Source organism: Variovorax sp. P4_D9, from assembly GCF_056401695.1.
Window position 1 is genome coordinate 1 of record NZ_JBFUIU010000229.1, and the last position, 12,058, is coordinate 12,058.

General features: G+C 61.4%; 11 protein-coding genes and 3 pseudogenes. 9 read left to right on the plus strand and 5 right to left on the minus strand.

All coding sequences use genetic code 11. The annotated features are described in order from the left end of the window. Positions 1-713: 713 nt before the first annotated feature. Positions 714-863 carry a hypothetical protein gene (locus tag AC1DY5_RS23470; protein ID WP_478115238.1) on the minus strand — a complete coding sequence of 50 codons (150 nt, stop codon included), beginning with the start codon at positions 861-863 and terminating at the stop codon, positions 714-716. An 846-nt stretch (positions 864-1,709) separates the two neighbouring features. On the opposite strand from AC1DY5_RS23470, the gene AC1DY5_RS23475 reads away from it, so the two are divergent. The 3 genes and pseudogenes from AC1DY5_RS23475 to AC1DY5_RS23485 all read left to right on the plus strand — a co-directional run. Continuing rightward, positions 1,710-2,678, plus strand: coding sequence for a Bug family tripartite tricarboxylate transporter substrate binding protein (locus tag AC1DY5_RS23475; protein WP_478115239.1), 969 nt, complete (start codon positions 1,710-1,712; stop codon positions 2,676-2,678). 116 nt (positions 2,679-2,794) lie between these two features. Further along, positions 2,795-3,853 (plus strand): beta-keto acid cleavage family enzyme, encoded by a 1,059-nt coding sequence (locus tag AC1DY5_RS23480; protein WP_478115251.1) that lies wholly within the window; start codon positions 2,795-2,797, stop codon positions 3,851-3,853. A 226-nt stretch (positions 3,854-4,079) separates the two neighbouring features. After that, a pseudogene (locus AC1DY5_RS23485) lies at positions 4,080-4,981 on the plus strand (IS4 family transposase); the annotation flags it as partial. 31 nt (positions 4,982-5,012) lie between these two features. On the opposite strand, the gene AC1DY5_RS23490 reads toward AC1DY5_RS23485, so the two are convergent. The 3 genes and pseudogenes from AC1DY5_RS23490 to AC1DY5_RS23500 form a co-directional block, all read right to left on the minus strand. Next, complete coding sequence (locus AC1DY5_RS23490) at positions 5,013-7,064, minus strand: recombinase family protein (protein ID WP_478115241.1); 2,052 nt, start codon at positions 7,062-7,064, stop codon at positions 5,013-5,015. Continuing rightward, positions 7,045-7,218 (minus strand): hypothetical protein, encoded by a 174-nt coding sequence (locus AC1DY5_RS23495; RefSeq protein ID WP_478115257.1) that lies wholly within the window; start codon positions 7,216-7,218, stop codon positions 7,045-7,047. The genes AC1DY5_RS23490 and AC1DY5_RS23495 overlap by 20 nt, the downstream gene beginning before the upstream one ends. Before the next feature lie 121 nt (positions 7,219-7,339). Further along, positions 7,340-7,480, minus strand: a pseudogene (locus AC1DY5_RS23500) (DUF5372 family protein); the annotation flags it as partial. Between the two features lie 47 nt (positions 7,481-7,527). Here AC1DY5_RS23500 and AC1DY5_RS23505 point away from each other — a divergent pair. From AC1DY5_RS23505 to AC1DY5_RS23520, 4 genes and pseudogenes are all read left to right on the plus strand, one after another. Beyond that, positions 7,528-7,800, plus strand: a pseudogene (locus AC1DY5_RS23505) (IS4 family transposase); the annotation flags it as partial. A 158-nt stretch (positions 7,801-7,958) separates the two neighbouring features. Continuing rightward, a complete protein-coding gene (locus tag AC1DY5_RS23510; protein WP_478115243.1) occupies positions 7,959-8,228 on the plus strand; it encodes a hypothetical protein in 270 nt (89 codons plus the stop codon). Between the two features lie 26 nt (positions 8,229-8,254). After that, complete coding sequence (locus tag AC1DY5_RS23515; protein WP_478115245.1) at positions 8,255-8,656, plus strand: DUF1214 domain-containing protein; 402 nt, start codon at positions 8,255-8,257, stop codon at positions 8,654-8,656. 161 nt (positions 8,657-8,817) lie between these two features. Next, positions 8,818-8,982 carry a hypothetical protein gene (locus tag AC1DY5_RS23520; protein ID WP_478115247.1) on the plus strand — a complete coding sequence of 55 codons (165 nt, stop codon included), beginning with the start codon at positions 8,818-8,820 and terminating at the stop codon, positions 8,980-8,982. Here AC1DY5_RS23520 and AC1DY5_RS23525 read toward each other — a convergent pair. Then, positions 8,970-9,881, minus strand: a complete 912-nt coding sequence (locus AC1DY5_RS23525) for a LysR family transcriptional regulator (protein WP_478115249.1) — start codon at positions 9,879-9,881, stop codon at positions 8,970-8,972. The genes AC1DY5_RS23520 and AC1DY5_RS23525 overlap by 13 nt on opposite strands. A 217-nt stretch (positions 9,882-10,098) precedes the next feature. Between AC1DY5_RS23525 and AC1DY5_RS23530 the strand changes: the two genes are divergently transcribed. Further along, entirely contained in the window at positions 10,099-11,148 is a 1,050-nt protein-coding gene (locus tag AC1DY5_RS23530; protein WP_478115253.1) for a YeiH family protein, read from the plus strand. Positions 11,149-11,880: 732 nt separating this feature from the next. Next, positions 11,881-12,058, plus strand: a 178-nt coding sequence (locus AC1DY5_RS23535; RefSeq protein ID WP_478115255.1) for a helix-turn-helix domain-containing protein, incomplete at its 3' end; no start/stop codon positions are given.

Sequence of the window (12,058 nt, forward strand, 5' to 3'; positions counted from 1 at the left end):
CCCCGGCGGTGGGGGACCCGGTGGCGGTGGCCCCGGTGGCGGCGGTGGCCCCGGCGGTGGTGGCGGACCCGGTGGTGGTGGCGGACCCGGTGGTGGGGGACCAGGGCGATAATGCAGAGCGATGGGAGGCAGCCAAATAGAAGCTCGCGGGGTACGACCGGCATTGGCCGACCCGGCATTCCACGCCGCATTCGTCAGCGGCACTCCGCTGCTGTGCACGCGCTCATTGAATCTCTGCTGGCAGCGCTCTCCGGCCGCCGGTCGGCCTGCGCGGAGGCTCGCTCAAGGACATCCGTCCAGCTCCTGACATCTGTTCCAAGACATTCCGGCTCCGGGCACTGCAGAACACGGACGCGCGCAAACTACTCGATCAGGTTCAATCCCGATCGCCTCTTTCGTCCCATCCCTGTGAACTTCACTGGTTCTCGCTCGCCGACAGACCAGTTCACCTGGGCATTCGCTGACGCAGCGGCGAAAAGCGCACCGGTTGCGGTGCCGGCTGCCGACCACATCTCATGTGGTAGGGGCGGACGGCCGCCGGCATCGAAGAACCACCGATCGGCCGGATGCCGATGCTTCCCCTACCAGCGCCGGACGCCGTCCAATTCGACGCAAGAACGACTACAGCTCGGTGAAGTCGCGGGGGGGCGAGTTTTGCGGCGGTCCTATCGAGGCGCGAAGCGGACAACACCAAGCGGCATTGGGTTGTCCGTTCAGGAGGAGATCCGCATGCCCTGAAAGCGCGATGAGCAATGGAATCCTGGTTTACGAAAGGAGCTGCGGCGGTGCAAAAAATGATAGGCGAACTCTCGGGCCGAAATGATGCAGTGCGGGTTCAGGCTTTGTTCAGGAATGAGTTCCACGATGAGTCCTTCCTCAATCGACCTTGCAAGAAGGTCTTGCCCGCTTCGGCGGGCTTTTTCATGGCGCTGCGACGTCCTCGCCCGGTGGGGGGACGGTCGCCGGCATCGAGGTGCCTCGGAAGCTTTGAGGCAGATGACGCTCCCTACCGGCGCCAGCGGCCGACCGATTCGCGCTGGCAGTTACCTGCACTGCACCCATCCGTCACCCGTCGTCCTAGTGCTCGCTGGCTGGCTTTGCAGGTGCTGCAGCGCAACCTGAGTCGTTGCCGTACTTAGACTTTCATCCCCAGAAATGAGGGTGTACGTCCGCACCACGATGGCCACGATGATGATGTCAAAGATAGCCCAGCGAAAGCAACGTCGCTGGCGGACCTAAGTGTCGGTCGGACGAGGACGTCGCGGAAAGGCCAGAGCGGGGCCACTGCAGCGCGCGCACACCGGCCAAAGAGGCCAGGCCAGCCCCGAAGAAGTCCACCGCACCGGCAGTCAATCCTCTGAGCCACCATTCCCGCTTGACTGCTCTCGCGAAGCCTTCATATTCAACGATGCAGGAAGTGGCACTCGCTGTCGATAGCCAAAACGCCAGCGGAGCCGGATATGCGGTGGTGAAACGAAACACGACCGACTGGAAGTCGCTGTAGCCGCGGCATCGAGGGCTGTCTCGGAGGTTCCGGCTTGGCCGACGGCGGCCGGCCGCCATCGTCATGCACGCGCCTTCATGACGGTCGGTCGACGCTGCCCAAATTGACAAATTTATGTCCCAAATAAGCAAAGGCCTGTCGCCGATGCACCGGATACTGCTTGCCTGGGCTCAACTGTCCTAGAAACAAAAGATTGGAGACAAAGATGAAACTGCAACAATTTGCACGCTCAGCCATGGTGTTGATTGGATGGTCATTAGCGCTCAACGTTTGGGCGATTGGCGACAAGCCCTTGAGGGTCATCGTTCCGGGACCGCCGGGGGGAACAATCGACATCGCCGCTCGTGTGGTCGGGCAACAGATGTCTGCGGACATTGGCCGGCCAGTGATCATCGAAAACCGTGCCGGCGCAACCGGGTCGATCGGACTCAATGCCATGTTGAAGGCTGACCCCGATGGCAACACAATCGCACTGGGGCCGAGTAACTTACTGGTAGAAGCACCGCTGGTGATGAAGGTGCCGTACGACCCGCTCAATGACATAGTGAGCATCGCAAGAGTGGCATTGACGAGCTATGTACTCGTAACTTCTGCAACCTATCCGGCCAAGGACTTTCAAGCTCTTGTTGCGCATTTGAAGACGCGCAAAGGGAAATCCAACTTCGCCAGCTACGGCACTGGCACGGTGTCGCAATACTCAGGACTGATCTTCAGTAATCAGGCTGCTTTGGGCATGCAACACGTGGGCTATCTTGGGTCCCCGCCCGCGCTTCAAGACGTGATCGGCGGCCAAGTCGACATCATGTTTGATGGCATGGTGACTTCCTTACCGCTCATCAAGGGCGGCATGCTGCGCCCCTATGCCGTGGCCGGGAAAAGCCGATCCAGGTATCTCCCTGATGTGCCGACCATGACCGAGCTCGGTTATCCGGACATCCAGTTTCAGGGACAGGTTTGTTTCTACGGCTCCAGCAAGTTGCCGGCCGACGTTTTGGCGAAGCTTCAGGCGATTATCAAAAAGGCGGCAAATGTACCTGCGGTGCAGCAAAGGCTGATCGAGGTGGGCCTGGAGCCTGATGTAAGCGTCGACACGCCTGCGCTTCTAGCCGAACACAAGCTGCTGTCCCAGCGCAACGCCGCCATTGTCAAGAAATTTGACATTCAGCCGAACTGACCGGCATCACGCAACCCACGTTGGAGCGCACCGGCATCGCAGGCGCGTTCCGCACTGAGCTCTTCATCCAGTTCAACATTCTCAATATTCATCTTTCAACTCGGAGACCCATCACCATGAACTTCCTTGACGGCCACCTGTATCCTGAAAACCAGCAGCCTCTGATCATCACCGCCGCTCCCTATGCGCCGGGCTGGATTCCCTCGGACTTCCCGGAAGACATCCCAGTCACGATGGAGGAGCAGATCCAGAAGGCTGTGGATTGCTACGAAGCCGGTGCYACCGTGCTGCATCTGCATGTGCGCGAACCCGATGGCAAGGGCAGCAAGCGCCTGTCCATGTTCAATGAGCTGATCGCCGGGGTGCGCGCTCGCGTGCCGGAAATGATCATCCAAGTAGGCGGCTCCATCAGCTTCGCGCCTGAATCTGAGGGCGAAGCCGCCAAGTGGCTAAGCGATGACACGCGGCATATGTTGGCCGAACTCGACCCCAAGCCCGACCAGGTGACGGTGACCGTCAACACCACGCAGATGAATGTGACAGAGCATGCCGGTCTGGATGACTTCAAGGGAGTTTCCCGGGGATTCCCGCACCTCTATGCAACCTACAAGGACATGGTCGTGCCCGCGAATCCCAGTTGGGTCGAGGAGCACCTCCGACGCTTGACGGCCGCCGGAATTCAGAGCGAGTTTCAGTGCTACAACATCAACAGCTTTGAAACGATMGAGCGGATGATTCGCCGCGGACTCTACAAGGGGCCACTGGTGATGAACTGGGTGGCCATCAGCGGCGGCATGGATCAAGCAAACATCTACAACCTGGCCAACTTCCTGCGTGCTGCGCCCGACGGCGCGGTGGTCACGGTGGAAAGTTCGGTGCTGAATGTGCTGCCCGTGAATATGATCGGGATCGCCTTGGGTCTTCATGTGCGGTGCGGCATCGAGGATGTGCTTTGGAACCAGACCCGCACGGGCAAGATGAGCTCCGTCGAGCAGATCAAGCAGTTGGTGCGTATCTCTGGCGAATTTGGCCGCCCCATCGCSACAGCGAAACAGGCACGAGAGATCATGAAGATCGGGGTCTTCTACGAAACGACGGAAGAGACGCTTCAGTCCAATGGCTTCGCGCCCAATCGTAACGGTGGCAACCAAGGATTCCTGCGCAAGCCGACCTGAAGCCTCTGGGGGAACTGACATCACATGCTGGATGAACCGCCCAGCATCTCTTTAGAGGGAGACTCAAGTTGAAGTTCCCCCCACTACTGTCCGGTTAAATGATCAGCGCCGAGGCTGAAATCCAGCACTGGCGCGGGCTGCAGGCCGATTTTGTTTGGTGCCGATTTGAACTTCGATGGCGAGGAATGGCGTACTTTTCTGGGTCTGACAGCCTCGGGGAGTACGYGTGCACATCGGCAAGACCTTGTTTGCTCAAGTCATGGAATTCGTTCCATGGACCAGCTTCGCTCGCATCGTCGAWCGCTATGGTGGCAACTCGGGTATGCGCACGTTGTCGTGCGCCGAGCAGTTCCGCGCCATGGCATTCGCACAATTGACGTGGCGAGAGAGCTTGCGCGACATCGAGGTCACCCTCTCGGCCAATGCCAGCAAGCTCTACGCGATGGGCTTTCGCTCGGCCGTCAAACGATCGACGCTTGCKGACGCCAACGAATCGCGCRATTGGCGCATCTGGGCCGACCTTGCAGCGGTGTTGATCCGTCGCGCACGCAAGCTCTACCTTGGCGATTCCGTGCTCGGGGTCGAGTTGGACAACACGGTCTACGCTTTGGACTCCAGCMCCATCGACCTGTGTCTGAGCTTGTTTTCCTGGGCGCCGTTTCGCTCCACCAAAGCTGCCATCAAGCTGCACACCTTGCTGGACCTTCGTGGCGCCATCCCCGCATTCATTCACATCAGCGATGGCAAGCTGCACGACGTAAATGTGCTGGACTTGCTGATGTTCGAAGCCGGGGCGTTCTATGTGATAGATCGAGGCTACGTCGACTTCGCAAGGCTGTACGCATTGCATCAGGCCGGCGCCTTCTTCGTCACGCGCGCCAAGTCGTCGATGGATGCCCGACGCGTCTACTCGGCCGCCACCGACCGCRGCACCGGCGTCATYAGCGATCAGCAAGTCATGCTCAACGGCACTACTCGGGCAAGAAGTATCCCCAGCACTTGCGCCGCATTCGATTCAAGGACCCCGAGTCGGGCAAGACGCTGATCTTCTTGACCAACCATATGGGGTTGCCGGCGTTGACGATCGCAGCGCTCTACAAGAGTCGCTGGCAGGTCGAGTTGTTCTTCGATTGCCTTTCATACTGCACTCCTTCGTATGTCATTGAATATCAAGGGCCAGCTGGCCCGCGATGTGAGTTGACGGGCCTGGCTCGCCTCGGGCGGCGAGAAATTCATCGAGATCGGCCTGGCGAATGGTCCACGGCGCGTTGCGGCAGGCTTGCTTGGCCGCAAGGTCCTTCTGGCGGATCAGTCGCAGCACGGTGGTCGGCGTGACGTGCAAAGCAGCGGCGACCTCATCAACAGTCAACTCACCACGTTCCTGACGCTCGCCCTGACGGTACGGCGCGATGCCATGGCCATTGCGAATCGAACAGATGCGCGTAGCGGTCCAGGTGTGCCCGTGCGCCGTGCGGTGGCCCAGTCGATTGATGGTGGCGGCTATGCGCTCGTCGGGCTGCAGGCGAGCCAGCGAAGCGATCAGCTCGATCGTCTCAGCGCTCGTCACGTAGCGATGCGCACCGGTGGGCGTCTTCTTCAACCACAGCTCGGTGTGATCACCGCCTTGCCAGTGCACGATGAAGCGCACCGCGTCGCCCTCGGAGGTCACGACGATCTCCTTGATCACGGTGCGCACGATGCGCTTCCTGACATCGGGTGTGGTGTCCGGGTGGTCCCATAGCCGCGGCACATCCTCGGCCAACGACATGAGGGCTTGCTTGGTCTCGTCGCTGAGCGCATCAGGGCGCTGTTGCATCAACTCCGCGACCTCTGCCTCGAGCCGCGATTGCACGCTCAAAGCGTCGTTCCAGCGCCTCTCCAACGACCCAGCGACAAGACGGTTGGCGGGGTCCACGGCATCGTACTGGCGCTGCGCACGGTTGACCTCGTAGCCGGCACGCTGCAGCGCCAGGCGCTTGTGGGCGAGCCGCTCGTCCTCGACGCTTTGCAGCTGATCGATGGCCTGCAGCGCCGCTTGCAGTCCCAGTGGCTGCAGGCAGCGCAGCACTTGCTCGCTCACCAGTCGATCCGCGCCGAGGCCGCCGAACATGACACAGCAGGCATGGTCGCGGCTGAGGATACGCGTGGTGCATTGATAGCGGATGCAGGTCGGGCCTGGATAGGTTACGCACAGCTTGGCCCCACAATGTCCGCAGCGCAGCAGTCCCGACAACAACGCGCTGCCGCTCCTGATCGAGCCGCGCACCGCGCTGCCGCGTCCATTGGTGTTGTGAGCCATCAACTCCTGGTTGCCACGGTACGCGTCCCAGTCGATGTAGCCCTCGTGATGATCGAGGATCAGCACCGACCAGTCCTCGGGCTTGCGACGGGAGGTTCGCACGGCACGCTTGCGTCCATCCTCGATGCGCACGCTGGTCTTGCTTCGACCGTACGCGTAAGCACCTGCGTAGATCGGGTTCTGCAGCAGGCTCAACAGGCTGTGGTAGCGCGGCGCCTTCCACTGAACGTGTTCGCTGCTGCCGACTGCGGCCACAGCGGGCACGTCGATGCACTGCTCGCACAGCCAAAAGTACAGCCGTCTGGCGCTGCCGAATTCGGCGAACTTGCGCAACACCAAATCGATGGCCGCGCGCACGCGCTCGTCGGGATCCTTCTCGATGCGATCGTCGATAGTCCGCACGTAGCCGATCGGCACACGCATGAACAGCTCGCCGCGCTTAGCCTTCTGCTTCATCGCTTCATGGGCCCGCTGCCTGAAGCTGGCCAACTCCATCTCGCTGATCGTGCCCTTCATGCCCAACAGCAGCCGGTCGTTCATCTGCGCAGGATCATAGATGCCTTCCGCATCGATGAGCAATGCGCCAACGACGCTGCAAAACTCCAGCAGCGTATGCCAGTCGCGGCCGTTGCGCGCCAGGCGTGACGCTTCGGTGCTCAGCACCGCGCCGACCTCGCCGTCGCACAGCAAACCCAGCAATCGCTCGAAGCCCGGACGCAGCGTGCCTGAACCGGAGCGGCCAAGATCGTCGTCGATGACATCCACGCGCTGCCATCCCAGTTGCCGAGCACGATCGACCAGCGCGTACTGCCGACGCTGGCTCTCGAGGTTGTTGTGAACTTGGTCCGGCGTCGATTGGCGAACATACACGCACGCTCGCCGCGACAGATGCTCAGCGGTGATCTTGTTCATCGCGTTCTCCCTTGTTGATCGCCACGGCGACGACTCGCATCCACTGCACCATCTGCTGCAGCAGATGGATCTGAGTGTCCTGCGGCAGTTGTGGCAGAGGTTGCTCTTCGGCTTCGTCGAACAGCACTGTCTGGGCCATTGGGCGTGGCGGCATCGCACTCTCCTGTAGGGTTTGTGTAAGCCCGTGAGAATAGGAACGTCGATACGTAGCGGCGCAGCTCCAGCAGCGTTGCAAGGGGCAAGCGCGATTGCTCGACGATTTGCACATCTCCAGCAGAAAGCTCGGCCATCCACGCGGGGACGGACACCGTCGTGCCATCGTGCCGCCGGATGACGTAGCAGGGCTCGCCGCAGACGTCGTGCGCCTTAACCACCGTGAGGCTCTCACCCACAAGAGGGTGGAAGCGGTAGCGCACTACGATGTCATGCGAGAGATGTTGACGGGCAGAATGGCGCCCCCTTGTTCAAATGGATCAAGCAGCATCTGCGCATCAAGCATTTCATGGGCAACAGCGARAACGCGGTGAAGTCGCAGATCTGGTGCGCCGTCGCGACTTACGTACTCATCGCCATCGTCAAGAAGGAGCTTCAACTCGATGCCTCTCTCTACACTTGTCTACAGATCTTGTCGGTCTCTGTTTTCGAGAAAACCCAGATTTCATGCGCCTTGCAAGCCGATCTGTCCATCGCGGATCCGATCGACGCCGCTAACCAGTTGAATTTGTTCAGCTTTTAACCGGACAGCAGTGAGTTCCCCCACTGACCGGACACCTTACCTGTCTCGATAAAGGAGTCCGTCATGCCCCAAAAAGCAAGCAGCTTTGGCAAGGCGCGGAACTTTCCTGCGCCTGCGCCGGCACCGAATGCACCGAAAGGTGAGATGAGAGCAAATGGGTGAACCCTCAGATGTATTACGAGGAGCTTCGCGAGGTCATGAACGAGGTACCGCCGCTGCCGGGTGGGGAGGCTCTGTATCGCTGGATCGCGTCCGTGTGGGACGCTGAAGCCGAGAGTACGGAGACGAAGAAGGCGCTGATTGAATCGTTCGGTGCCTCCGAGACGGAACTGGTGAGTCCGCTGTTCCACTTCCGGTACAACGGCCGCGCCATCGGCAACGGCTGGACCGTGCCGGAGGACGCCGCCAAGTGGGGACTGACTACCTGAACCGCACGGCCATCAGCCGGTCGAGCATGTACCAGAACACGTCGGCGGAGACGCAGTACAACCTGCGCGAGTTCGACAGCGAGGGGAAGCCGCTCGACGGCAACCACCAATACACCGTCACGTTCCCGAAAGGACAGGTCCCACCGGTGGAGGGCTTTTGGTCGCTGACGCTCTACAACGAGGAGAAGTCCTTTTTCCCGAACCAGCTGAACCGCTTGTCTCTCGGTACGAGGAACAAGACGCTGGAATATGCGGCCGATGGCTCGCTGACGCTCTACCTGGGCTCGATGTCGCCGGACAACGGGAGCGAAGCGAACTGGATACCGACGCCCGCGGGTCCCTTCTCGCTGATCCTGCAACTTTATTGGCCGGACGCGCCCGTCCTGGACGGCAAGTGGCTACCGCCCGACGTCAAGAAGATGAGCTGATGGGAACTGGCTGTAAGGCGTCCGGGGGCAAGGGGGCGGCCATACGGGGCGGCAAAGAAAACCTCGCACCTTGACCCAGCCACCAAACAGCCAGTAACCGTCCTTGAAACCGGCAGCAGCCCAGCGGCGATCCGACGGCCAGCAAGTGGCCAATTGGCTACGTGTACAAGCTGTCCAAGCGCACTGCGCTCGACGCCACATTCGCCCAGCTCAACAACAAGAACGGCTACGACCTGACTGTTGGCAGTGTGCCGTTCGTCTCGGGTGGCACCTTCCAGGCCAGGACCTCACGAGGGTACGACCTGGCCATTCGTCACGCGTTCTGATCAACACAGTGCGTGACAAAGCGCTGCAGGTTGGCCGAGAACCGCTTCCGGCGATGATGGATCAGATATAGGCGACGCGTCAGGCGCGGCAGCGTGGTGTCCAACACCACCAGCCTGCCCAGCGTCAAAAGGTCTTGTACGGCGCAAAGGGACAGACAGGCCAGGCCCAGGCCCTCCGCTGCGGCCTGCTTGATCGCCTCCGTGCTGCCCGGGAGCATCTCGCCGTCAAGGTGATGCAGATGCGAAAGCAATGCTTGCTCCGTTGCTTCGCGCGTGCCGGAGCCCGGTTCGCGCAGCAGCCATCGCGTCTGCCGCAGGGCCTTGAGCGGCACCCGTTGCCCCCCGTCTTGCACCAGGGGGTGCGTCGGCGCGCACACGATCACCAGATCGTCTTCACGCCACGGCACCACGCGAACGTCCGCTTCGCGGCAGGGGCCTTCGATCAGCCCCAAGTCGACCTCCAGCCGGGTCACGGACCCTGCCACGTCGCGCGTATTGCCGATCTGCACATCGACGCCCGCGGCAGGCCATGCCCTCAGGTAGCTGGCCACCAGCGCCGGCAAAAGATAGTTGCCGATAGTGGTGCTGGCGCCAATTCGCAGCCGGGTTGCCATCGCGTCCTGGCCAGCCGCCGCGCTGCCGAGGCCGAACTGGGCTTCGATGTCCTGCGCGCTATCCAGCAGCGCCCTCGCCTGCGGCAGCAGAGATCGTCCGTTGTCGTTCAAGAGCAGGCGCTTGCCGACGCGGTCGAACAGTTGCGCGCCAAGCAGGCTTTCCAGTTCGTTCAGCGCTCCGCTGGTGGCGGACTGCGACAGGGCCAGACGCGACCCTGCGGCGGTTGTGCTGCCCGCGTCGGCAATGGCCGTGAAGATGAGGAGCTGGCGCAGTGTCAGTCGCATGACTCTTGATCCCTATACCTGTTTTGCCGCTTATTTATAGCTGAACTATCCGTTTGTCAGATAGGACGTGCGGCCTCAAAGTTCGTCTGCGCCCATCGAAATCAACGCACCGCAGAACCTCATGTCCTCCGTCGCCGACCTCACCCTCCCCTCCCAGGCGATCGCCGCAAATGCCGCCGTGCAGCAGCGCCCCGGGGCCTGGACACGCTGGCGCGGGATGGTGCCAGGCCTCGCATTGACGGGCGCGATCGCCTTCGCATCGATCCATCTGGCGCAGCTCGGCTGGCTGCAATCCAACGGCATCAGCGCGCTGACCCTGGCCATCGTGCTGGGCATGGTGGTCGGCAACACGGTGTATTCGCGGATCAGCGTGGTTTCCGATGCCGGCGTGACGCTGTCCAAGGCGAAGCTGCTGCGCCTGGGCATCATTCTTTACGGCTTGCGTCTCACTTTCCAGGACATCGGCAACGTGGGTTGGACCGGCGTGGCGATCGACGCGGCGGTGATCTGCAGCACCTTCGGGCTGGCCTGCTTTCTGGGCACACGGGTATTCGGCCTCGACCGCAAGACAGCGATGCTGATCGGCACCGGCAGTTCGATCTGTGGCGCGGCCGCTGTGATGGCTGCCGAGCCCGTGGTGCGCGCACGCGCCGAGCAGGTCATGGTCGCCGTCGCCACGGTGGTGGTCTTCGGCACGCTGGCCATGTTTCTCTACCCGGTCATGTACCACCTGAATGCGCAATACCACCTGATCACGATGTCGCCGAACGCCTACGGTGTGTTCGCGGGTTCGACCATCCACGAGGTGGCTCAGGTGGTTGCAGCCGGACGCGCCGTCGGCGAGGAGGCCGCCAACACGGCGGTAATTGCGAAGATGGTCCGCGTCATGATGCTGGCGCCATTCCTCATCATCCTGTCGGCCTGGCTGTCTCGCTCGTCGCGACACGAAGGTGCATCGGACCGCGCCGAGCACCGCGGCAATGCCAAGCAAAGCGGCGGCCTCGTGATCCCCTGGTTTGCGTTCGGCTTCGTTGCCGTAGCAGGATTGAATTCACTCGCCGTGCTGCCGCCGGCCTTGGTCAGCCAGGTCACCAGCATCGACGGCGCACTGCTCGCGATGGCCATGGCGGGTCTGGGCCTCTCCACTCACGTTTCGGCCGTCCGCAAGGCCGGCATCAAGCCGCTGGCATTGGCAGCCGTGCTGTTCGCCTGGTTGATCGGCGGAGGGTTCGCCATCAACGCTGGTGTGACGGCTCTGCTGAACTGAGCGGCAGCGGCAGCGGCAGCGGCAGCGGCAGCGGCAGCGGCAGCGGCAGTTAATATTTTCGCAAGCTTGGAGTTCGCGAGAGACTGAAGCGCCGGTTTGTGGCATGCGGATGCAGCCGATCACACACGACTTCGCCCACAGCCACTCGCGATCCGCCTGCTGTCCGACCGAACTCGAATTTCCTCGACGAAGTCGGTGAATGTCAAGTTCCGAAGTGGACCGGCTGTTGGCGAAGAAAAGTGCCAAGGTCGGCATTCGTCATCCGCCGACATTCGACCAGGCGAAGGCGAATGGCGGCAATCAGTCTGGAGCGGTCGTAGCCTGCAGACACGCGACTGACCGGGGATGGCCCGCATCTGCCGTACGCGTCACCGACCTCAGCGGACCTTGAGCGGATCTACTTCCCTCTCCGAAGCGACTTCGTTTTCGCCCTCGGGGCGGCTTGAGTGCGTGGTCCCTGTACGACCTCCATGGGCAATAAGGGCTTGCCGGGCTTCGGAAGCGGCGAGTTGCACCCCTCTCCTCTCAGAGCTTTCCTATTGGCACGCGTGTGAATGTCAGATGCCTTCGGACTGCGGTCGTGCGGACCCCGCGACCTTCCTATCGACGACCGTGCTCTTAGCCCCGCCGCTGTTTGCGGATTTATTGACCTCGTTTGGCGATTTACTCAGCAGTCGATAATTTAGGCTACAAAAGATCACCACGACAATCGAATTGATGATTCAATAGCGCATGAAACGAGATGGCCGCACGCTGGATCACAAAACGCTTGAAGAGATTCGCCTGATGGCGGTGGAGCGAGTTCGCGATGGAGAGAAGCCTTCTGCGGTGATTGCCGCCTACGGCTTCAGCCGCACGACGATCTACAAATGGCTGAAGGCCTCGTCGGGTCGAGGCAAGGGACTCAAGG